At 69.3% G+C, this 21,867-nt stretch carries 22 protein-coding genes; 15 read left to right on the forward strand and 7 right to left on the reverse strand.

What is annotated here, in order from left to right; genetic code table 11:
- Positions 1-53: 53 nt before the first annotated feature.
- The 9 genes from BAMB_RS17240 to BAMB_RS17280 are packed head-to-tail and all read left to right on the forward strand — an operon-like array spanning position 54 to position 8,721.
- On the forward strand, positions 54-1,436 hold the full coding sequence (locus tag BAMB_RS17240; protein WP_011658448.1) for a type II and III secretion system protein family protein: 1,383 nt from the start codon (positions 54-56) through the stop codon (positions 1,434-1,436).
- Positions 1,437-1,450: 14 nt separating this feature from the next.
- Positions 1,451-1,834, forward strand: a complete 384-nt coding sequence (locus BAMB_RS17245; RefSeq protein ID WP_011658449.1) for a CpaD family pilus assembly lipoprotein — start codon at positions 1,451-1,453, stop codon at positions 1,832-1,834.
- Positions 1,835-1,855: 21 nt separating this feature from the next.
- Positions 1,856-3,079 (forward strand): CpaE/TadZ family protein, encoded by a 1,224-nt coding sequence (locus BAMB_RS17250; RefSeq protein ID WP_011658450.1) that lies wholly within the window; start codon positions 1,856-1,858, stop codon positions 3,077-3,079.
- Complete coding sequence (locus BAMB_RS17255) at positions 3,076-4,494, forward strand: TadA family conjugal transfer-associated ATPase (RefSeq protein WP_011658451.1); 1,419 nt, start codon at positions 3,076-3,078, stop codon at positions 4,492-4,494. The genes BAMB_RS17250 and BAMB_RS17255 overlap by 4 nt, the downstream gene beginning before the upstream one ends.
- Positions 4,491-5,468 carry a type II secretion system F family protein gene (locus tag BAMB_RS17260; protein ID WP_011658452.1) on the forward strand — a complete coding sequence of 326 codons (978 nt, stop codon included), beginning with the start codon at positions 4,491-4,493 and terminating at the stop codon, positions 5,466-5,468. Before BAMB_RS17255 ends, BAMB_RS17260 begins: the two co-directional genes overlap by 4 nt.
- Positions 5,465-6,409: a type II secretion system F family protein gene (locus tag BAMB_RS17265; protein ID WP_011658453.1), complete on the forward strand. Its 945-nt coding sequence runs from the start codon at positions 5,465-5,467 to the stop codon at positions 6,407-6,409. The genes BAMB_RS17260 and BAMB_RS17265 overlap by 4 nt, the downstream gene beginning before the upstream one ends.
- Positions 6,406-7,263: a tetratricopeptide repeat protein gene (locus BAMB_RS17270; protein ID WP_011658454.1), complete on the forward strand. Its 858-nt coding sequence runs from the start codon at positions 6,406-6,408 to the stop codon at positions 7,261-7,263. The genes BAMB_RS17265 and BAMB_RS17270 overlap by 4 nt, the downstream gene beginning before the upstream one ends.
- The gene (locus tag BAMB_RS17275; protein ID WP_006755604.1) at positions 7,260-7,688 is read left to right on the forward strand and encodes a TadE/TadG family type IV pilus assembly protein; all 429 of its coding nucleotides are present in this window, start codon (positions 7,260-7,262) and stop codon (positions 7,686-7,688) included. The genes BAMB_RS17270 and BAMB_RS17275 overlap by 4 nt, the downstream gene beginning before the upstream one ends.
- Positions 7,681-8,721, forward strand: a complete 1,041-nt coding sequence (locus BAMB_RS17280) for a TadG family pilus assembly protein (RefSeq protein WP_011658455.1) — start codon at positions 7,681-7,683, stop codon at positions 8,719-8,721. Before BAMB_RS17275 ends, BAMB_RS17280 begins: the two co-directional genes overlap by 8 nt.
- Here the strand turns inward: BAMB_RS17280 and BAMB_RS17285 are convergent.
- Positions 8,685-9,959 (reverse strand): glycosyltransferase family 87 protein, encoded by a 1,275-nt coding sequence (locus BAMB_RS17285; RefSeq protein ID WP_011658456.1) that lies wholly within the window; start codon positions 9,957-9,959, stop codon positions 8,685-8,687. The two genes, BAMB_RS17280 and BAMB_RS17285, sit on opposite strands and share 37 nt — an antisense overlap.
- Before the next feature lie 14 nt (positions 9,960-9,973).
- The gene (locus BAMB_RS17290) at positions 9,974-11,050 is read right to left on the reverse strand and encodes a glycosyltransferase family 2 protein (RefSeq protein WP_011658457.1); all 1,077 of its coding nucleotides are present in this window, start codon (positions 11,048-11,050) and stop codon (positions 9,974-9,976) included.
- Positions 11,051-11,341: 291 nt separating this feature from the next.
- Between BAMB_RS17290 and BAMB_RS17295 the strand changes: the two genes are divergently transcribed.
- On the forward strand, positions 11,342-11,716 hold the full coding sequence (locus BAMB_RS17295; protein ID WP_041491631.1) for a phage protein NinX family protein: 375 nt from the start codon (positions 11,342-11,344) through the stop codon (positions 11,714-11,716).
- A gap of 16 nt (positions 11,717-11,732) precedes the next feature.
- Here BAMB_RS17295 and BAMB_RS17300 read toward each other — a convergent pair whose 3' ends face one another.
- Together BAMB_RS17300 and BAMB_RS17305 are read right to left on the reverse strand one after the other, a co-directional pair.
- Positions 11,733-12,722 (reverse strand): ABC transporter substrate-binding protein, encoded by a 990-nt coding sequence (locus tag BAMB_RS17300; RefSeq protein WP_011658459.1) that lies wholly within the window; start codon positions 12,720-12,722, stop codon positions 11,733-11,735.
- A gap of 140 nt (positions 12,723-12,862) precedes the next feature.
- The gene (locus BAMB_RS17305; RefSeq protein WP_011658460.1) at positions 12,863-13,741 is read right to left on the reverse strand and encodes a LysR family transcriptional regulator; all 879 of its coding nucleotides are present in this window, start codon (positions 13,739-13,741) and stop codon (positions 12,863-12,865) included.
- Between the two features lie 119 nt (positions 13,742-13,860).
- On the opposite strand from BAMB_RS17305, the gene BAMB_RS17310 reads away from it, so the two are divergent.
- Together BAMB_RS17310 and BAMB_RS17315 are read left to right on the forward strand one after the other, a co-directional pair.
- Positions 13,861-14,913: an RNA-guided endonuclease InsQ/TnpB family protein gene (locus BAMB_RS17310; protein WP_011658461.1), complete on the forward strand. Its 1,053-nt coding sequence runs from the start codon at positions 13,861-13,863 to the stop codon at positions 14,911-14,913.
- Between the two features lie 117 nt (positions 14,914-15,030).
- Positions 15,031-16,587: an MFS transporter gene (locus BAMB_RS17315; RefSeq protein ID WP_011658462.1), complete on the forward strand. Its 1,557-nt coding sequence runs from the start codon at positions 15,031-15,033 to the stop codon at positions 16,585-16,587.
- A gap of 59 nt (positions 16,588-16,646) precedes the next feature.
- Here the strand turns inward: BAMB_RS17315 and BAMB_RS17320 are convergent, their stop codons facing one another.
- On the reverse strand, positions 16,647-17,819 hold the full coding sequence (locus BAMB_RS17320; RefSeq protein ID WP_011658463.1) for a LysR family transcriptional regulator: 1,173 nt from the start codon (positions 17,817-17,819) through the stop codon (positions 16,647-16,649).
- 365 nt (positions 17,820-18,184) lie between these two features.
- Between BAMB_RS17320 and BAMB_RS33975 the strand changes: the two genes are divergently transcribed.
- Entirely contained in the window at positions 18,185-18,448 is a 264-nt protein-coding gene (locus tag BAMB_RS33975) for a hypothetical protein (protein ID WP_082089639.1), read from the forward strand.
- A 179-nt stretch (positions 18,449-18,627) separates the two neighbouring features.
- Complete coding sequence (locus BAMB_RS17330) at positions 18,628-19,182, forward strand: DUF3005 domain-containing protein (protein ID WP_041491428.1); 555 nt, start codon at positions 18,628-18,630, stop codon at positions 19,180-19,182.
- A 63-nt stretch (positions 19,183-19,245) separates the two neighbouring features.
- Here the strand turns inward: BAMB_RS17330 and BAMB_RS17335 are convergent, their stop codons facing one another.
- Complete coding sequence (locus BAMB_RS17335; RefSeq protein WP_011658465.1) at positions 19,246-20,007, reverse strand: DUF4397 domain-containing protein; 762 nt, start codon at positions 20,005-20,007, stop codon at positions 19,246-19,248.
- Positions 20,008-20,549: 542 nt separating this feature from the next.
- On the opposite strand from BAMB_RS17335, the gene BAMB_RS17340 reads away from it, so the two are divergent.
- On the forward strand, positions 20,550-20,882 hold the full coding sequence (locus BAMB_RS17340; RefSeq protein ID WP_011658466.1) for a hypothetical protein: 333 nt from the start codon (positions 20,550-20,552) through the stop codon (positions 20,880-20,882).
- An 89-nt stretch (positions 20,883-20,971) separates the two neighbouring features.
- On the opposite strand, the gene mmsB is transcribed toward BAMB_RS17340, so the two are convergent.
- Positions 20,972-21,862, reverse strand: a complete 891-nt coding sequence (gene mmsB, locus BAMB_RS17345; protein ID WP_011658467.1) for a 3-hydroxyisobutyrate dehydrogenase — start codon at positions 21,860-21,862, stop codon at positions 20,972-20,974.
- Between the last annotated feature and the right edge of the window lie 5 nt (positions 21,863-21,867).

Raw genomic sequence — 21,867 nt, forward strand, 5'->3', positions numbered from 1 at the left:
GCAGTGAAGAATCGGGCCGGCCGCCCGGCGGCCGGCAACTGACGGGAAAACGCATGGTGCGCATGGTTCGTTGGATCGCTTTCTGGTGTCTGGCCTGCATCGTCGCGCCGGGCGTCGCGCTCGCGCAGCGCGCGCACGCGGTCGAAGCCGGCGCGACGTTGTCGATCGCGACCGGCAAGGGCGAGATGCTGTCGCTGTCCGAACCAGCGACCGCGATGTTCGTCGCGGATCCGAGCATCGCCGACATCCAGGTGCCGTCGCCGCGCACCGTGTTCGTGTTCGGCAAGAAGGCCGGCACCACCACGCTGATCGCGCTCGGCGCGAACCATCGTCCGATCCTGCGCAAGACGGTGATCGTGCAGGTCGACACCGTATCGCTGCAGGCGGTGCTCGACAGCCGCTTTCCGCAATTGAAGCTGTCGGTGTCCGGCGCGCCGGGCTCGCTGATGGTGTCGGGCAAGGTGCCGAGCGCGGCCGACGCGGACGCCGTGATGCAGTCGCTCGCGCCCTACCTGAACGACAAGGAAAGGATCGTCAACCGGCTCACCCTGTCGCGCCCGATCCAGGTGAACCTGCGCGTGCGCGTGACCGAAGTGAGCCGCAACGTCACGCAGCAGCTCGGCATCAACTGGAGCTCGCTCGGCGCGGCCGGCAACTTCATCGGCGGGCTGTTCAACGGGCGCACGCTGATGGATCCGACGAACAGGCTGTTCAACCTGTCGCCGACCGGCGCGTACTCGGTGCTCGGCGGCTTCCACACAGGGCGCTGGTCGATCGACGTCGTGCTCGACGCGCTCGACCAGGAAGGGCTGATCACGATGCTCGCGGAGCCGAACCTCACCGCGATGTCCGGCCAGACCGCGAGCTTCCTCGCGGGTGGCGAGATTCCGATTCCGGTCGCGCAGGCCGGCAACACGACCGGCGCGATCACGGTCGAGTTCAAGCCGTTCGGCGTGTCGCTCGATTTCACGCCGACCGTGCTCGCCGACAACCGGATCAGCCTGAAGGTGCGTCCGGAAGTGAGCGAGGTCGACGCGAACAACAGCGTGACGACCGGCGGCGTGACGGTGCCGGGGCTCACCGTGCGGCGCGTCGAGACGACGGTCGAACTGTCCAGCGGGCAGAGCTTCGCGATCGGCGGGCTGCTGCAGAGCCAGACGGCCAATACCGTGTCGCAGATTCCGGGGCTCGGCCGGCTGCCGATCATCGGCCGGCTGTTTTCGTCGAAGAACTTCCAGGACAACAAGACCGAGGTCGTCGTGATCGTGACGCCGTACATCGTGCAGCCGACCGGCCCCGGCCAGCTCGAACAGGCGCTCGACACCGTCGCCCGGCCGAGCAGCGATCTCGAGTTCGCGGTGCAGCGCAATCTCGGGCTCGATCTGATGTCGGGCGAAACGCCGCGCCCCGTCGGCGCCGCGGGCTTCGTGTATTGACCGGAGGAGCGCGCATGCGGGTTCGAACCATCGTCTTCGCTCTGCTGGCGCCCGCGCTTGCAGGCTGCCTGTCGGCGCCGCCGCCGATCAACCTGCCGGATGCACGCGCGATCGGCTTCGACGGCGTGCGCGCGGTGCCGCCCGACTGCGCGGCGCTGATGCAGCCGTCGCATCTCGTCGACGCGGGCTTCGGGCGGCCCGGCGTGCCGTTCGGCTGCGCGACCTACACGAATCTCGCGACGATGCTCGCGCGGCCGGAAGACCTCGTCGCGCCCATCCCGTACGGCGGCGCGGACGCGCAAGTCGCGGCCGACGCGGTGCGCCGCTACGTGGAGGATCGCGTGAAGCAGCCGACCCCCGGCAAGACGCTGACGACGACCGGCTCGCCCGGCCATTGACCCGCTCCGGATGACATCGCGATGCCGACCATGAACGTCCTCGATCGCCAGAACGCCAAGCGCGCCGCCTCCGCCGGGGCGGCGGATCTCATCGCGGTCGTGTCGGACGCGGGCAGCGAAGACGTGATCCGCCGCGTCGCGCAGGATCTGTCGATCACGCGCGCCCACGTGCAGGCGGGCAACTGCGACGACGCGATCCGCCTGCTGCAGCAGCACGAGCGTTCGCCGCGCCAGCTGATCGTCGACGTGTCGGATTCGGTGCTGCCGGTGTCCGACCTGATGCGGCTCGCCGAGATGTGCGATCCGTCCGTGCGGGTCATCGCGATCGGCACGCAGAACGACGTCGGGCTGTTCCGCAACCTGCTCGGCATCGGCGTGCAGGACTACATCGTGAAGCCGCTGACCGTCGAGCTGATGCGGCGCGCGCTGACCGCGACGGAATCGATCGTGCAGGCGCGCACCGGCAAGATCGTCAGCTTCGTCGGCGCCCGCGGCGGCGTCGGCGCGACGACGGTCGCGGTGAGTCTCGCGCGCTGTCTGGCGGGCGAGAAGCGCCGCCGTGTCGCGTATGCCGATCTGAACCTTCATGGCGGCGGCGCGAACTCGATGCTCGGGCTGTCGAGCAACAACGGGCTGATCGAATTGCTGAACATGGAGCAGCGCCCCGACGATGCGTTGTTCGATCGCATGTTCGTCACGAAGGGCGACCGCCTGCACGTGCTGTCGGCCGAGCTGGCGTACGGCGAGGACGCGCCGCTGCGCGACGATGCGATCGCGCAGCTCGTCGACATGCTGAGGGACCGCTTCCATTACGTGCTGTTCGACGTGGGCAACCGTGCCGGCAAACTGTTCGAGGACGCGCTGGCGGCGTCCGATCTCGTCTATATCGTCGCCGACCGCTCAGTGCACGCCGCATACGAAGCCGCGCGGCTCGCGCGCTTCGTGAAGGAGCTGCCCGGCGAGCGGCTGCTGTCGATGGTGCTGAACAATCCGCTCGAGCCGGTCAAGGGGCGCGTCGCGCAGACCGATTTCGAGGATGCGTTCGGCGGCGTGAAGCTGCGCGAGCTGCCGCACGAGCCGCAGCCGCTCGCGGTCGCCGAGAACCTCGGCGAGCCGATCGAAGGCGGGAAGCGTCATGGCTTCCTGGACGAGATCCGGCGGCTCGCGAACGGCATCACCGGCGAATCGATGGCCGTCGCCGAGCCGTGGTACGCGCGCTTCGTCAAGTGGAGGAAAGGATCGTGACGTTCGGTACCCGCAAACGGTCGACGCCGGAGCCTGCACCGGCAGTGGCCCCGGCCGCGCCGCGCGACGACGCGCCCGCGCCGGCGCCGGCACCGATCGCGAGCCACGCGCCGCCGCCGCTGCGCGGGGCCGCGGCGGCCGACACGCAGGAGTCGCTGATCCGCTCCGGCAAGTTCGATGCGATTCGCACCGCGGTGTTCTCGTCGATGAACATGTCGGCGGCATTGATGAAGACGCGCGACGAAGTGCGCGCGGGCATCGAGCAGGTGGCCGCGCACACCGTCGAGCGCGAGCGCCTGAAGATCACGGCGGGCGAGCAGGTGCTGATCGTCGACGCGATCCTGAATGACATGTTCGGCGTCGGGCCGATCGAGCCGCTGCTCGCCGACGACACCGTGTCCGACATCCTCGTGAACGGCCCCGACCAGGTGTACGTCGAGCGCGCGGGGCGGCTTGAACTCACGTCGCTGAAGTTTCGCGACAACGCGCACGTGACGAGCGTCGCGCAGCGGATCGCGGCGGCGGTCGGGCGCCGTGTCGACGAGAGCAGCCCGATGGTCGACGCGCGCCTGGCCGACGGCAGCCGCGTGAACGTGGTGCTGCCGCCGATCGCGATGCGCGGCGCGTCGATCTCGATCCGCAAGTTCGCGAAGCGCGACATTACGCTCGCGCGGATGGCGCACCAGGGCAACATCTCGCACGGGATGCTGCAAGTGCTGAAGATCGCCTGCGCGTGCCGGCTGAACATCGTGATCTCGGGCGGTACCGGCTCGGGCAAGACGACGCTGCTGAACGCGCTGTCGCAGCACATCGAGGAGCACGAGCGGATCGTGACGATCGAGGATGCGGCCGAGCTGCAACTGCTGCAGCCGCATGTCGTGAGTCTCGAGACGCGCCCGGAGAATACCGAAGGGCTCGGCGGAATCTCGCAGCGCGACCTCGTGCGCAATGCGCTGCGGATGCGGCCCGATCGCATCATCCTCGGCGAAATCCGCGGCGCGGAGGCATTCGACGTGCTGCAGGCGATGAATACGGGCCACGACGGCTCGATGACGACGATCCATGCGAACACGCCGCGCGACGCGATCAGCCGGCTCGAAAGCATGGTGATGATGGCGAACGCGAACCTGCAGCTGCTGTCGATCCGGCGCCAGATCGCGAGCGCCGTGCACCTGTTCGTGCAGATCGAGCGAATGCGCGACGGCGTGCGTCGCGTGACGCGGATCACCGAGATCGTCGGGATGGAAGGCGAGGTCGTGATCACGCAGGATCTGTTCACGTTCCGCCAGGACAGCGACACGACGCGCGACGTGGTGAAAGGGGTGTTCGAGGCGTCGTCGCTGCGCCCCGCGTTCGCCCCGCGTGCCGCGTACTACGGCATGGAGGACGCGCTCTCCGAGGTATTCCGGCAATGAGGCCCGCCGACCTGTTCGCGCTCGGCGCGTTCGTCGTGATCCTCGTGATCGGCCTCATGCTGTCCGCGCTGCTCGATCGCGCGCGGCAGGCGCCGGAGCAGCGCATTCGCGAGCGGATGCGGCGCCTCGCGCCGTCGCTGGCGGGCCGCGAGGCCGGTGCCAACGCCACGCCCGGCGTCGCGCTGTTCAACCTGCCGCGCCGGCAGGGCCGCGTGCGTGCGTGGCTGCAGCGCTACGTGACGCGCGTGCGCGCGGTCGGCGGCGAGCGCGGGATGCGGATCGTCATCGCCAGCGCGATCGTCGGCGAGATCGCGGCGATCGTCGCGATGAAGCTCGTCGCGCTGCCGAGCGTCCTGCATCCACTGATCTACGTCGGGTTGCCGCTGCTGGCGATGCGCACCAGCTATCGCGCGCTGGTCGAGCGCTTCCGGCTGCGCTTTCTCGAAGCGTTCCCCGACGCGATCGACCTGATCGTGCGTGCGGTGCGCGCGGGCATTCCGGTCACGCAGGCGATCAGCACGGTCGGCGACAGCGCGGCGGAGCCGGTGCGCTCGACCTTCCGCACGATGGGCGACAGCCTGCGCGTGGGCGTGGATCTGAAGGACGTGCTGACGCAGGCGTCTGACCGGCTGATGATCGCGGACTTCTCGTTCTTCACCGTCTACCTGCTGCTGCAGCGCGAGACCGGCGGCAGCCTCGGCGAAACGCTCGACGAGTTGTCGAGCATCATCCGCACGCGCCGCGACATCCGCCTGAAAACGCGTGCGTTGACCGCCGAAGGGCGGATCACGACGAAGATCATTTCGGCCGTGCCGTTCGTGATGATCGGCGCGCTGTTCCTCGTGAACCGCTCGTACGTGATGCTGCTGTTCGACACGCACGCGGGCCACGTGATGCTGACGATCGCCGCCGTGCTGCTGACGATCGGACTGCTGACGATCAACAAGATCTCGAAACTGGATACCGCGCGATGACGATGTCGATGCTGGCCGCCCGCGGCCTCGAACTGCTGCTGTTGATCGCGTGCGTCGCCGCGGCGCTCGCGACGCCCGGCGGCGGCACGCGCCGGCGCATCGCCGCGCGCGTGCAGCAGGCGGCCGGACAGCGCTCGCTGTCGCTGGCGGCGGGGCGGCTGCAGCCGGGCGAGGTGCGCCAGGACCTGACGCGGCGGCTCGCGCAGCTCGGCGAGCGGCTGCCAGTGCTCGACCCGATGCAGCGTGTGAAGCTCGGGCTGCAGCTCACGCGCGCCGGCTTTCGCGAGCGCCGCGCGGTGTCGGCGATGATCGGCATCAAGCTGAGCTGCGGCGTGCTGTTCGCGGGCTTCGCGATCGTGTTCAGCCCGTACATTCCGCGGCTCGGCGAATTCTTCGTGATCCGTGCGGTGGCGATGGTCGGCGCGTTCGTGATCGGCGTGATCGTGCCCGAGTACGTGCTCGGCGCGATGATCCGGCGGCGCCGGCGCACCATCGCCGCGTGCTTTCCGGATGCGCTCGACCTGCTCGTGATCTGCACGATGGCCGGCAACAGTCTCGCATCGGGCGTGCGGCGCGTCGCCCGCGAACTCCAGCGCATCTGCCCGCCGCTCGCCGACGAGCTGACCGTGTGCGCGGACGAGCTGACGCTGAGCGGCAATGTCTCGGAGGCGCTCGCGCATTTCGCGCTGCGCGTCAATTTTTCGTCGGCGCGCTCGCTCGCCACGACGCTCACGCAATCGCAGCGATTCGGCACGCCGATCACGCAGGCACTGCGCACGCTGTCGCGCAGCGAGCGCACCGAGCAGGTCGTCGCGCTCGAGGAAAAGGCCGCGAAGCTCGCGCCGAAGATCACCGTGCCGATGATGCTGTTCATCCTGCCGACGGTCGGCCTGATCGCGGCGGGCCCGGCGGCGATCCGCCTGATCGAGGTATTCAAATGACACGATCCGTCATCCGCGCGCTGGCGTTCGCGGCCGTGCTGCCCGTGCTGGCCGGCGGCTGCGCGCCGGGCATCCAGACGAGAGCAGCGCTGTCGCACAAGAGCGACGACCCGCAGGCCGAATTGCGCATTGCCGACAGCGCGCTCTCCGGCGGCAACGTCGAGCTTGCGTCGACGCTGTACGGAAAGGTGCTCGCGCGGCATCCAGATTCGCTCGCGGCGCAGCTGGGCCTCGGCGACGTCAACTACCGGGCCGGCGATCTGGAGCGCGCGCGAATTCTCTATGAGCAGGCACGGCAACAGGCGCCGGCGGATCTCGGGCCGCAGCTGGGGCTCGCGCGCGTCGCGTTGCGCCAGCGCCGGCTCGACGAGGCCGCGCAGCGCTACCGCGACCTGCTGGCCGCGCAGCCGAACCTGCCGCTCGCGGCGCAAGGGCTCGGCACGGTGCTCGACCTGCAAGGCCGCCATGCCGACGCGCAAGCCGTGTATCGCGACGCGCTCAACGCGCATCCGGACGCGCAGGGGCTGCGCATCGACCTCGGGCTGTCGCTCGTGCTGAGCAACCGGCCGCGCGAAGGCGTGAACGTGCTGCTCGACGTGGCCGGCTTGCCCGACGCGCCGTGGCAGGCGCGCCAGAACCTCGCGTTCGCGTACGGCGTGCTCGGCAACACGGATTCGGCGAAAAAGCTGTTGTCTGCCGACCTGCCTGCGTCGGCGGTGGCCGACAACCTGCGCTTCTACCAGGCGGTGCGCGCGCAGCTCGCGGCGCGCCCGGCGGCGGCCGCCGCGCGGCCGTTGACGGGCGCGGCGCTCGAGCGGAGCGTCGTGCCTCCCGCTGCGGGGACCACAAAATGACACGCGGGGCGAGGGGCGCGCGCCACGCGCGCGGCGTCGTATCCCTCGAGTTCGCGCTGATGCTGCCGTTCCTGTTGATGGTGCTGATCGGCATCATCGACGTGAGCCTGCTGCTGTGCGACAAGGCCGTCATCACGAACGCGAGCCGCGAAGCCGCGCGGGCCGGCGTCGTGCTGCGCGTGCCGATGCTGACCCCGACGCAGATCGCCAACGTCGCGTTGAGCTACACGCAGAACAGCCTGGTCAGCGGCGGCACCGGGACGGTCCCGACCGTGGCCGTGACGCAGGCGAACGGCACGACGGCGGGCACCGCGCTGACGGTGACGGTGACCTACACGTATTCCGGGCTGGTGCTGGGTACGGCGTTGAGCGTGCTTACCGGCCCGATTACGATCTCGGCCAGCTCGGTGATGCTCTATGAATGACGCAGCCGACACGCGATGCACCGGCCCCGCGTCCGAGCGAGGCTCCGTCGCGCTGTTCTTCCTGATGTTCCTGATTCCGCTGCTGTCGTTCGGCGCGCTGGCGATCGACATCGCGTGGGTCGCCACCGTGCGCAACCAGCTTCAGAACGCCGCCGACGCGGCCGCGCTCGCGGCGGCCGATGCGATGATGTCGCCGACCGGCGGCCCGCTGAACTGGTCGCAGGCCGCGCCGGCGGCGAACGGCGTGATCGCGCGGAATTCGGCGGCGGGCGCGGCGCTGGCGACGGGCACGGTGACGACCGGGTACTGGAACGTGACGCGCAACCCGGCGTCGATGCAGCCGACCACGATCACGCCCGGCGCGTACGACGTGCCGGCGGTGCAGGTCACGGTGTCGCGCGCGCCGGGCGTCAACGGCGGCTCGATCCCGTTGCTGCTCGGCGGGCTGCTCGGTGTGCCCGGCACATCCGGCAGCGCGACCGCGATCGCGGTGCTGGCCGCGCCCGGCGGGGTGGCGGCGGGCGGCCTCTTTCCGATCGCGATCGACCAGTGCGTGTACAACCAGTACTGGAATGCGGCGACCAACCAGCCGCTGATCAATCCGCTGACGGGCCAGCCGTACGAGTTCTCGATCACCAACGGCCAGACCTATGGCGCGCTGTGCATGGGCGGTCAGTGGACGTCGTTCCAGTCGACCGCGACCGACACGACGACGATGGGCGGGCTGATGGTGACCGGCAACCCGACGACGCTCAATATCGGCGACACCATCAATCTCGCCACCGGCGTGAAGGCGACGCTCTACACGTCGGTGCCGGTCGGCGCGACGGTCGTGCTGCCGGTCGTCACGCAGACCTCGAGCAGCACCTCCGTGCCGATCGTCGCGTTCGCCGCGTTCCACATCGACGTGTCGCTCGGCGGCACGTACAAGTACATCCAGGGCCACTTCGTTGCCGGCGTGAAGCTCACGGGTGTCGCGACCGGCGTCGGGCCGTACTACGGCGTGTACGTGCCGCCGCGGCTCGCGTTGTGAGCGTCGTGAACGTGGTGAACGTCGTGCCGCGCGCGCCGCAGCAGCACGAGCAGCGCGAAGAGGGTCACGGCCGGGCCGATCTGCGGCCACTCCAGCCACGGGTTCAGGTATTCGACGATCGGCAGCGCCCACAGCAGCGCGATCGCGGTCTGTTCGCCACGCAGCCAACCGTCGCGCCAGCCGATCGCCAGCATGCACGCGATCGCGACCGCGAGCCACGCGAGTTCGTAGTGCCAAACGTACGGGTTGGCCGCGAGCGTCGCGACCGTCAGCACGGCCGCACGCACGCGGGTATCGCGTGACCGTGCCCACGCGACGCAGGCGGCTGCGATCGCGATCACGGCGATACACGCGTGTGCGGCATAGGCGGCGGCGAGCGGGACGCCCGCGAGGCGGAACGTCGCGAACGGCGTCGGCGACACGAGCCAGAACACGACACCGTGTTCGAGGACGATCGAGCGCGCGAGCCCCGTGCTGGCGACGAACAGGCGCAGCGACTCGACCCCGCAGACCAGGATGCTCAACGCGACGAACGTGCCCGTGGCGAGCGCGGCCCATGCGATCGTGCGCCACGCGCGCGCCGCGATCAGCACGAACGGGAACAGCAACGCCATCTGCGGCTTGACCGACAGCAGGCCGATGCAGAGGCCGGCCCACATCGGCCTGCGGGCGGCCCAGTGGACGGCCAGCGCCGCGCAGGAGGCGGTCAGGAATGCGTTCTGCCCGAGCGTCGCGGTGACGAACACGCACGGTGCGGCGGCCAGTGCGAGCGTCGCGGCGCGCCCTGCGGCGGCCATCGAGCCGAGGCCGGATACGCGCGATGCCGCGAGGCCGAGCACGACCACGCCGAACGCGACGAACAGCGGATAGCCGAGCGCAAAGGGCAGCAGCGCCAGCGGCGTCACGAGCAGCAGATAGGTGGGCGGGTACAGCCACGGCGCGAAGCTGTCACGACGAAAGTGGGTGAACAGCTCGGCCGTCAGCCGCGAGAACGACGAGAAATCGTAAGCCTGCGCAGGCGTACCGTGCAGCATCACGTACGACGCGGACCAGAACACCGAGAAGTCGGCGCCGGGGCGCGCCACGGCGCCGCCGTGCCGAACGACGGTCGTCCAGACCGCGATGAACAGCGCGTAGAACACCAGCATCATTGCGCTGTACAGGACGAGGCGCCGCGGCGTGAGCCACTCGCCGACGGCGCGCGGCGCCGAGCGTAGCGATTGGCTGGAAATGTCCAATGCCGCGGCCCGGCTTACTTGAACGACGCCTTGCGGGCGGCGAGGCCGGCGGCGGCCGGTATCGTCGTCCGGCGGCGGGCCGCGTGCGTGCGCTTGAGCGGGAACTGCAGCAGCTTCGATGCGGGCTGCGCGGCGGCGTCCCGCTCGGCCCGATAGCGCCGTCTGACGAGATAGACGGGACGCTGCTTCGACTCGTGATAGATCCGGCCGAGGTATTCGCCGATCACGCCGATGCCGATCAGCTGGATGCCGCCGACGAACAGCACGACGGAAATCAGCGACGGGTAGCCGTGCACCGGATTGCCGAACAACAGCGTGCGCACGACGATGAACGCGCCGTACACGAGCGACAGCATCGCGAACGTGATGCCGACGTAGGTCCACACGCGCAGCGGCACCGTGCTGAAGCTCGTGATGCCTTCCAGCGCGAAATTCCAGCGCCGCCACCCGGAGAACTTCGAGCGGCCGCCGCTGCGCGGCGCACGCGTGTATTCGATGATCTCGGTGCGAAAGCCGACCCACGCGAACAGCCCCTTCATGAACCGCCGCCGCTCAGGCAGCGCGCGCAACGCGTCGACGACCTCGCGATCCATCAGGCGGAAATCGCCGACGTTTTCCGGCATCTCCACCTCGGACAGCGCGTTGTGCACGCGATAGTAGAGCGCCGCCGCCGCGCGCTGCAGGTAGGGATCGCACAGCCGGTCGGTGCGTTTCGCGGCGACGACCTCGGCGCCGCCGCGCCAGCGTTCGATCATCGCGGGAATCAGCGCGGGCGGGTCCTGCAGGTCGGCGTCGATCAGGATCACCGCGGCGCCGGCCGCCTCGTCGAGGCCCGCGGTGAGCGCCGCTTCCTTGCCGAAGCGGCGCGTGAGATCCACGACGTGCACGCGCGCGTCGCCGGCGGCGATCGCGAGCAGCCGGTCGAGCGTGCGATCGCGGCTGCCGTCGTTGATGCAGACGATCTCGAAGCGCACCACGGCGACCGACTCCAGAATGGGCAGCGTTTCGGCAAAGAACGCGTCGATCGTTTCCTCTTCGTCATGAAACGGCACGACGAGCGAGATCAGCGGCTTCCTGGCTTGCGTGGACATGCTGCGGGCTCCCGAGAGATCCGGCCTGCGCTGCACCGTGTGATTCCGGTTGTTTTCCGCCGAACGGGCGTGGCCGGGTTCGGCGCGATGTCGGTTCCGGCCTGCTTGTCCACCGCGGACCGGACATAGGTGTTGTGTCCATTGTATGCAGGGAATCGCCGATTCGTAACACGTATCGGCGGATTTGCATGGCATGGCGAAGGGCTTGCCGGGGAAACACCGGGCGGCGCCTGGCGGCGAAGCGTACGCGGCGGCGCTAGGATGGCGTTTTCAATGCCGAAGGAGCGCGCGGTGCAAGTTCACGATCTGACAGGTGCGCCGCTCGATTTCTGGGTGGCGATGGCGGAAGACCTCGGCGCGCCGCGCGTCGACGCCGGTGGCTGCACGATCATTCGCGAGCCGGACGGCACGCCGGTGCCGTACGCGCCGTCGTCTTCATGGGCAGACGGCGGCCCGCTCGTCGAGCGTGTGCCGTTCGGCGCGTTCGAACGCGACGGCGGGCACGGCGCATGGCGCGCGGTGCTGCATCGCGCGGTGCCGGCGGCGGGCGAGCGCTGCACGTTCAACCAGTCGGGGCCGACGCTGCTGATCGCCGCGATGCGCACGCTGGTCGCGTCGACGTTCGGCGACGACGTGCCCGATCTCGACATGTCGAAGCCGCGCTGAGTGTGCGCGCAACCGGTTACGCGGCCGACAGGTTGCGTACCGCGATCGACGCGACGTCGACGCGCTTCGGCAGGATCGTATCCGCGGCCGCGCGATCGGCGACGCGTTGCAGCACGTCGATGTCCGCGGCGGTGACGCCGCGCTGCGCGAGCGCCGCCCGGCGCGCGATATCGGCGGCCGCGTCGCGCGGCAGGCGCGTGAGCGATGCGTAGACGGTCGCGTAGTCAGCCGGATGCGCGAGCGCCCACTGGCCGGCACGCGTGAGCCGCGCGAGCACGTCCGATAGCGCCGCGCGCTTCGATCGATCGTCGAGCGTGTCGACCGGCGACGTGAGGAACGCGAGCCCCGAATTGATCCCGCTGCCGTCGCGAACGATGCGCGCGCCGCGTCGCACGACGTTGCCGTAGTAAGGATCGAAGGTCGCCCAGATGCCGATCTGCTTCGCCTCGAATGCGGCGAACGCGTCGACCGGCAGCACGAAGCGCACGTCAACATCGCCCGGTGCGAGGCCGTGTTCGCGCAGCGCGCCGTACAGCTGATATTGCGAGATGCTGCCGCGCGCCGACGACACGACGACGGTGCGCCCCTTCAGGTCGGCGACCGTGCGCACCGGCGAATCGGGCTGCACGACGATGCCGAGCGACGTGGGTGAGCCCACGCGCGTCGCGACGATCCGCAGCGCCGGATCGCCGAGCGCGGCCGTCAGCACGGGCAGGTCGCCGGCCGGCGCGAGATCGATCGCGCCCGCGCGCTGCGCTTCGAACAGCGGCGCGGCACCCTGGAAATTCGCCCAGCGAAACCGGTACGGCACGCCGTCGAGCACACGCGCGGCCTCGGCCAGCGCACGCAGGCCGCCGGCCTGATCGCCGAGCACCAGCGTGACGTTCGACAGGTCGGGGCCGGCCGCGCGGGCGGGCAGGGCGGCGGCGCCCGCAAGCGGTGCGGCGGCGAGGGCGGCCACACGCAGCAACGCGCGGCGGCGGGCAGGGGCGGAGGGCGAAGTCATCGATGGCGGTCCTCGGTGATCCGCGCGCGGGCCGCGCGGCTGCCCGGCAGATTACGGAATCGGTTTCGCGCCGGCAAACATCGAATCGCGCAATGCTTATTCGCGTGAGAGTGGAATGGCGGCTGGGGAAGATACGGGCGCTAGGCTCGCGCGGGGACGGTGCGCAGGAACGCGCGTACCGCGGGCGCCTTCTCGAAGCGCCGGTGCGCGAGCGCGAGTTCGGACGTGATCGGCTTGCCGGCGATCGGCCGGTACACGACGCCCGGCAACGACACGCAGCCGGCGAGCGCATCCGGAATCACGGCGACCCAGCCGTTGACCGACACGCACGCGAGCACCGCGAGCAAGCCGCCCGGCCGCGCGGCGATCACGGGCGCGAAGCGGCCGCGGCGTGCGACTTCGAGCGTGCCGCGCTCCTGCTCGGGCACCGCGAAGCGTGCGTCGGCGAGATCGGCGGCGCGCACGGCAGTCATCGACGCGTAGCGCGAATCGGCCGGCACGGCCGCGACGAACACGTCGCGCTGCAGCGTGACGATCCGCAGCGCGCCCGGCAGCGGCAACGGCGGGCGCACGTATGCGAGATCGAGCCGGCCCGCGTCGAGCTGCTTCGCGACGTCGTCCATCGGCACTTCCCGCAGGTTCAGGTCGATGCGCGGATGCGCGGCGCGAAACGCACCGACCGTGCGTTGCAGCGCGCCCGAATAGACGGCCGACGACACATAGCCGATTTCGATCCGGCCGAGTTCGCCGCGCTCGGCCAGCATCGCGAGTTCGCGGCCGCGCTGCAGATGCTCGAACGCGGCGCTCGCCTCCGCGAGAAACGCAACGCCTGCCGCCGTCAGCGTGACCGCGCGGCGCGAGCGCTGGAACAGCCGCACGCCGAGCAGCCGCTCGGCCTCCTGGATCTGCCGCGTGAGCGCAGGCGGCGCCATGTCGAGCGCGTCGGCCGCGCGAGCGAAATGCAGATGCTGCGCGACGCTCAGGAACGCGCGCACATGACGGAATTCGAGCGGATTCATCAGAATTTGCTCCGAGAAACCCCGCCATTTCCCCCAATGGGACTTCCTTCGGGGCGGATGGCGGGAAGGAAAGGCGTGCTGTTGACAGGCAGCTTCTTCCACGGGTTAGGATCACCGGCATGATTCTTGTCTACCGCTACCGGGTGAAGTCGTTCAACGGACTGCTCAACAAGCAGAGCCGTGCGGTGAACTACGTCTGGAACTTCTGCAATGACACGCAGAAGCACGCGCTCAAGTGGAGCAAAAAGTGGCCGACCGGCTTTGATCTGAACGTGCTGACGACGGGGAGCAGCAAGGAACTCGGCATCCACTCCGGCACGATCAACGCGACGTGCGAGCAATACGCGAAGTCGCGCAGTCAGCATCGTCGGCCCTACCTGCGCTATCGGGGCAAAAAGTCTCTTGGCTGGGTGCCGCTGAAGGGGCGTGACCTGAAGCGCGAAGGTGATGCGTTTCGCTTCGCTGGCAACACCTTTCGCGTGTTCAACAGCCGCCCACTTCCCGAAGGCAAGATCAAGGATGGGAGCAACTTTGCGCAGGATGCGCGTGGCAACTGGTTTCTCAACATCGTGATCGAGATGCCCGATGTGCAGGCCCGCCCAATCCGTTCCGGCGTCGGCATCGATCTCGGCCTGAAAGACTTCGCCACACTTTCGACCGGCGAGAAGCTGCCCAATGACCGATTCGGTCGACGAGCGGCGGAAAAGCTGGCGAAAGCGCAACGGGCGCGCAAGCACAAGCGGCATATCGCGAAGTTGCACGCCAAGGTCGCGAATGCCCGTGCCGATTTCCAGCATAAGCTCGCGCTCGATCTGGTGCGGCGTTTCGATTACATCGCGGTCGGCAACGTGTCGGCCGTAAAACTCGCCAGAACCAGGATGGCGAAGAGCGTCTACGACGCATCCTGGTCGTCCTTCCGAAACAAGCTCCGTTACAAAGCGATCGCGCACGGGGCCACGTTCGAGGAAGTGGACGAAAGCGGTTCTACCCAGTCCTGTTCGTCGTGCGGATCGAAAGACAGCACGACGCGGCCGAAAGGTATCGCGGGACTGCGAATAAGAGAATGGGCCTGCAGTGATTGTGGTGTCGAGCATGATCGTGATACCAACGCTGCGCTGAACATTCTCCGATGCGGACGTGCATCGCCAGGTGTGGGAATCACCTGCCTTTAGGCGGGTGAGGACGTCAAGATTGCAATTTTCGTCAATAAAACTGCATAGACGTATCAATGACAGGCAATACGGCTCGAGCCTAGCATACGGCTCGTTCCTCCTGCTCCGGAGCTGTCGATGTCCCTGCCTTCCCCCGCCTCGCGCGCCGCCGCGCCCGCGAACCCGCGCCTGCCGGCCGCCGCGACGCTCGCGGTCGCGTCGGCGACGTGCTCGCTGATCGTGCTCGACACGAACGTCGTCGCGGTGTCGCTGCCGAGCATCGCGCGCGGCTTCCATGCGAGCTTCGCCGACATCGAATGGGTCGTGAGCGCCTACATGACCGCGTTCGCCGCGTGCTTGCTGCCGGCCGGCGGGCTCGCCGACCGTTTCGGCCGCAAGCGCATGCTCGGCGCGGGGCTCGCGCTGTTTTCGCTTGCGTCGCTCGGTTGCGGACTCGCGCCGTCGGCCGGCTGGCTGATCGCCGCGCGCGCGGTGAAGGGCGGCGGGGCCGCGCTGCTGCTGACGGCCGCGCTCGCGGTCATCGCGAACCGCTTTCCGGACGGGCGCGAACGGGCCCGCGCGTGGGCGATCTGGGGGATGTGCATGGGGATCGCGACGGCCGTCGCGCCGCTCGTTGGCGGCGCGATCACGCATTGGATCGGCTGGCGCTGGGTGTTCCTGCTGAATCTGCCGGTGTGTGCGCTGCTCGCGGCCGGCGCTCGCGTCGCGATCGACGAGTCGCGCGATCCGCACGCGAAACGGGTGGACGCCGCCGGCAGCCTGCTGTTCGGCGCGGCGCTCGCGTGCGCGATCGCGGCGCTGATCGGTGCGCCGTCGCACGGCTGGCTGTCGGGCGCGACGCTCGGCCGGTTTGCGTTCGCCGCCGCGCTGCTGGCCGCGTTCGTCGGCGCGGAGCGCTGGCAGGCGCGGCCGATGATCGATCTCGCGCTGTTTCGCCAGCCGCGCTTCGTCGGCGCGGTGCTCGCGATGTTCGGCTATGCGGCGTGCGCGCAGGTGATGATGACGTTTCTGCCGCTGTACCTGCAGAACGCGTTCGGGATGTCGGCGATCGACGCGGGGCTCGGGATGCTGCCGTTCGCGGTCGCGATGATCGGCGGGCCGTCGCTCGGTGGCATGCTCGCCGCGCGCGTGTCGCCCGGCGGCGTGCTGGCGGGCGGGCTCGCACTGATCGGCGCGGGCAATCTCGCGACCGCCGCGCTGACGGCCGGCGGCGACTACCGGCTCGTCGCGCTCGGCATGTTCGTGACGGGGTGCGGCGCCGGCATCATGAACGGCGACACGCAGAAGGCGATCATGGCGTGCGTGCCGCCGAACCGCACCGGGATGGCGTCTGGCATCAGCACGACGACCCGCTTCTCGGCGATCGTGACGGCCGTCGGCGTGCTCGGCGCGGTGCTGGCCGCCAGTACGCACGCGCAGCTCGACCGGCTGCTGTCGGCCGCACCGGGCGTGCGGGCATTCGTCGATGCGCCGTTCATGTCGAGCCTGCTGGCCGGCGATCTCGCGCAGGCGCTCGCGCACGTGCCGCCGTCGTCCGCGCGCACGCTCGCGGAAGCGGCGCCCGCGGCGTTCGCGAGTGGATTCGCCGACGCGTTGACGGTGAGCGGTGTGCTTGCGCTTGCTGCCGCCGTCGTTGCGTACAAGTTGCTTGCGCAACCGATGCGTGACGCGTGAGGTGGGTGGTGGTGCTGGCGACACCGCGCCCTGCGCAGCGCGCGCGATTTCAGCGGGACTCAGTGCGACTTCGTCGCGATGCGATGGATGCGCGCCGCGCGCGCGGGGTGCGGCCGCTGCGAGCTGCCGCAATGCGTCGCCTGCCGCCGGCGGGTGCGTCGCGCGGGTTCGGGCGGCTCGTCGGCCACCGGCGCAGCCGTTCGCGCGTCCGCGCCCACGTTCGCGGCCACCGCCGTGACGTCCGGCAGCGCAGCCTCCGCATCGAGCCAGCCGTGCGTCGCTTCGGCAATCAGCGCGCGCAGCCACCGCACGCCGTCGACGCACGGCCCCGACTCGTTCCACGTCATCCGGTACACGATGTCGGGCGGCTCGGCCGGCAGCGCGACCGCGCCGAGCGGCAGCAGCTTCGCGTAGTGGCGCGCGAGTCGATACGTGGTGGTCAGGATCAGATCGGAGCGCACGAGCGCATGCGCGGCGAGCTCGAAATGCGGAAGCGTGACGACGATCCGCCGCTGCAGGCCGACGCGTTCGAGCTGCAGATCGATCGCGCCGGACGCTTCGAGCCACGACGGCGTCGGGCACAGCTGCGCCGCCTGCGCGAATTCGGCGGCCGTCATCGCGCCGCGCCGCGCGAGCGGATGCGTCGCGCGCATCAGGCACACGATGCGATCGTCGAACAGATCGTCCTGCCGGAACCGCGACGAACGGGCAGGGCGATTGTCGATCACGATGTCGAGCTCGCCATCAGCGAGCGCACGTTCGTCGTCGTAGCCGTCGCCGAGCGGATGGAACACGAGCTGCGCATTCGGCGCGCGTGCGCGGAACAGCGCGACGAGCTTCGGCACGAACAGCACGTTCAGATAATCGGGGCAGCCGATCCGGTAGGTGCGCACGGAGGTGCGCGCGTCGAAGGTCGGTTGCTGGATGCGGATGAAGTCGATCACGCGCAGCGCATTGCGCAGCGGGTCGATCAGCCGCGCGCCGAACTCGGTCGGCACCATGCCGTAGCGGCTGCGCACCAGCAGCGGATCGCCGAGCAGCGTGCGCAGCCGCTTGAGCGCCGCGCTCGTCGCCGGCTGCGACATGTTCAGCCGCACGGCCGCGCGCGACACGGTGCGCTCGGTGAGCAGCACGAGCAGGATGCGCATCAGCCGCGCGTCCAGTACGTCGAGCGCGCCCGTGGCGTCGGGCGCGTCGACGGGCAGGCCGTGCGGCTCCGGTGCGTCCCGCATGTCGCTACGCGCGCCCGCGGCCCGTCATTTGACGAAGGTGCCCGACGATCCGTCTCGGACGCGGCGGGCCTCCGCGCCGATCGATCCCAGGCCGATGGATGGCTTCCAGTCGCACGCGTTGTCTCCTTCCATGTTCGGCGGCGCGAACCGGCAGCGTGTGCACGCAGCGCAGGCCCGGCTACCGTGGGCGTTATGTGTCGGATTTGCTGGCGAGTATGGGTCGGCGCCGCGACGATGGGAAATTAAATATTCGGCTGGGCGTCAGTTGGAAAATGAATGGGGCGGGACGAGTATCGGCGCGCCGGCGCCCGGCACGCGGATTGCGCGCCCCCCGCTTCCATTCAATCGACATCAGCGGAGGTGTCATGCAGCGATATTCCATTCGTTACGTATCGCGAGCCGTCTTCGCCGGCATCCTGATCGCCGGCCTGGCGGCAGGTGCGGGCTGTCAGAAGAAGAGCGAGACCGACACCGGCACCGGTGCGAGTTCGAGCGCCACGGGCGGCATGGCGCCGGCGCCGTCCACCGCGCCGTCGGGCATGCCGAGCAGCGGCACGGCCGGCAGCGGCGTCGACGCGGCGAGCATGCCGGGCGCGGCATCCGCGCCGGCGGGCGCGAGCGGCGGCTGACACGCGACAGCGGGCGTCGTCCGGCCCTGCCGCGGCGACGTGCCGGCTCGGCACGTGCGCCGCACGGCGCACGCGTGCGACGCCCTGCGCGTGAAAGATTTGCAAGGACCGTTGTAGTGATTCCCGGACCGGCGCCGCTCGTATCACGCCGGCGCACGCCGTCCGGAACAGGAGGTGCGATGCAGAACGCGGAATCGAATTCAACCCCCGAAAAGCAGCGCGAACAGATCGCGAAGAGCCCCGTGAAGACGCCGGCGGCCGGCGACATGCCCGATGCGTCGACCCAGGCTGCGGAAGTGGCGAAGCGGCCGCTGACGCCCGAGACGGTCGCGGCGAAAATGCCGACCGGCCTGCCGCCGATCGACGTCGATGCCCATGCGGTCGACAGCGGCGACCCGGTGCGGCGCGCCGCCGGCCGGATCGTCACGCTCGACAACGCGAACATGGCGAGGACGGACAACACGGTCGACGTGGACGGCAAGGGCCAGGAGGCCGCCGCCGGCGCGACCGAGTGGCACGACAACGTGATTTACTCGAATGCGTCGCTCGACGACGCTGTCATGACGCCCGATGAAGGGCTCGGCGGCATCGAGAGCCGGCCGGGCGGCAATGTGCCGCTGATCGGGACGCGGCCGGGTTGGCGCGTCCGGTATGTCGGCGACGTGGAGGTGGAGGTCCAGCATGGCGTCGGCGCGCGGGCCGAACATGTGATCTGTTTCGAGCGGATCGGCTGACGTCGCGATCGTTGCTTCGGCGGACCGCCAGGAGGCGGTCCGCCGTGAGCTTACCGCATGCCCTTACTGCGGGCCGAGTTCCTGCGCGGACGTGTCCGCATCGTTGCCTTGCGCAACGAGCACGTGAACGTCGTTGGGTATCACGTCGCTAATACCGCCGGCCGGAATCGTCAGCAGCAGCCAGTCGGCGTTGTTGTTGAGCGCGACGGGCGGGGTCTTCAGGATCGGCGTCTTGCTGCCTGCCGTCGTGACGATCACCTGGTACGTGCCGCCGTTCAGGTAGACGGAATCCTGTCCGGATGCCGGCACCGCATTCTGGTAGGCCGCACCGGCCAGCGTCGGGCTTTGTGCCGTGATGTCGGTGCCCGGAGGGACCACGTAGACGTCGACGTTCTGCGCGTTCGGCGACGCGTTGAAGCTACGCACGCGCGCCTTGTCGGACAGCAGCTTCTTGTCGAAGGGATCGTCGATCACCGAAATCGCCGACGACGTGCTCGGCAATGCAATGGTCGTGTAGTGATGACCGTTCGCCGCGCTGAACGACTGCGACGCGATGGTCCTGGTCGTTCCCGATACGTCGTAGCTGGCGGTCTGCGTGCCGGAGTCGATGTCGTGATAGCGGGTCACGCCCTTGTAGGCGATGCCTGACGCGTCGACTTTCGCGTTCAGGTAGTAGTCGAGATTCGGGCCGGCCGGCACTGCGTTGATGAAACGTGCCTGCGGTTTGGAGATGCCGAGTTCGGTGCCGACGTCGTCGCCGCCGCCGCATGCCGCGAGTACGGAAATGACCGAGCACAGGGCCACTATCGTTCGAATGGATTTCATTATCGTCCTCTCGTTCAGGGAATCTGCTTGCGATGCGGCGCCGCCGCACGAAGAGAGTCGTGCGGGGCGCAGCGCCGATTGAGCAAGGATTGCCGTCCGCCGGGGCGGCGGGCGCCTTGATGTCGCAAGGGATGTGCCTGCACGGTTTTGGAGCGCGGTGGCGTCGGTGCGGCGGTTGTTGTGCGGCGGTTGCGCGGCGCGCGGATGCAGTTGCATGCCGGGCGTGATTGCCGAGGCGGGCGGCGCCGTGCTTGTAAAAAACGGCAGCTTGGTGGCGCAACGTGCGGATGCTGGCGTCGACGCGTGTTTGCTGGAAAAGCGTTTGGCGCGCCGTGGCCCGAAACCGAGGGCGGCGATCGGGAAAAGCGACACACCGGCCAACGCCGAGCGCCCCAGGCGCCGTAAAACTTGCCGCCAGCGGCACATAGTTTAACCATTCGAAACAATGTGTTCACTGAAAAGGGCATGATCTCCGGCGATCGGGCAGGCATACTGTCGGCTATGTTGCTCAATGCCGTCGAACCGACGTGCGCTTGCCCCCCATGCCCATTCCCGTACCTTTTCGATCCCTCCGATGGTTGACCATCGCGGCTGCTTCATGCTTGCTCGCCGCGTGTTCGACCGCTTCCGACGTGACCACGACGTCGAACCCGAATGTCTTCACCGTGACGACCCGCACGCTCGGCGTGTCGACGACGTGGGCCGACGCCCATGAAAAAGCGGTCAGCGAAGCGACCAACTACTGCACGCAGCGCGGCATGCGCGCGAGCCTGCGGCAAGAGCAGCTGACCGCCGGCCGCCGCGTCGACGCGCGCTCCGAACTCGCGTTCGAGTGCCATCCGACCTTCGAGACCGCGTCGAACCCGCGCGGGTAAGCGCCACAACGCCAGCGTTGCTCCCAATGTGAAACGACCCGCGATGCCGTTGACGGGCATCGCGGGTCGACGCACGTCCGTCGGTCGCGTTACGCGGGTTTTGCCTCGTACAGCTTCACGCACGCGGAGAAGTCGAGCGCGCCGAGCCCCTGCTGGCTCATCGACTGATAGAGCTGCTGCGCGAGCGCGCCCATCCACACCGGCTGCCGTGCGCTGCGCGCGGCTTCGGTCGCGAGCCCGAGATCCTTCAGCATCAGGTTCGCGGCGAAACCGCCGGCATAGCCGCGCGCGGCGGGCGCCGCGTCGTTCACGCCCGGGTACGGGTTGTACGTATCCGAGCTCCAGCAGCGGCCGGTCGACGTGTTGATGATGCCGGCCAGCACGGCCGGATCGATGCCGAGCGCGGCGCCGAGCGCCATCGCTTCGGACACGCCCATCATCGAGATCCCGAGCAGCAGGTTGTTGCAGATCTTCGCGATCTGCCCGGTGCCCGTGCCGCCGCAGTGCACGACGTTCTTGCCCATGTCGAGCAGCACCGGACGGATGCGCTCGAACAGCGCGGCCGGCGCGCCGACCATGAAGGTCAGCGTGCCGGCCTGCGCGCCGCCGGTGCCGCCCGACACCGGTGCGTCGGCGAGCGGAAAGTCGCGCTGCGCGGCGGCGTCGGCCACCGCGCGCACGGTGTCCGGGTCGATCGTGCTGCAGTCGACGAAGGTTGCGCCGGCGCGCGCGCCGGCCAGCACGCCGTCGTCGCCGAGATAGACCGCGCGCACGTGCTGCGCGGCCGGCAGCATCGTGATGACCAGCGACGCGCGTGCGGCCGCGTCACGCGGCGACGCGGCCGCCGTCGCGCCCGCGCGCACCGCGGCGTCGACCCCGTGCGCGTCGAGGTCGAACACCGTCAGCGCGTGGCCGGCCTTGAGCAGGTTGGCGGCCATCGGGCCGCCCATGTTGCCGAGTCCGATGAATGCGATTTCCATGTGCG

Source organism: Burkholderia ambifaria AMMD (genome assembly GCF_000203915.1).
Lineage (GTDB): Bacteria > Pseudomonadota > Gammaproteobacteria > Burkholderiales > Burkholderiaceae > Burkholderia > Burkholderia ambifaria.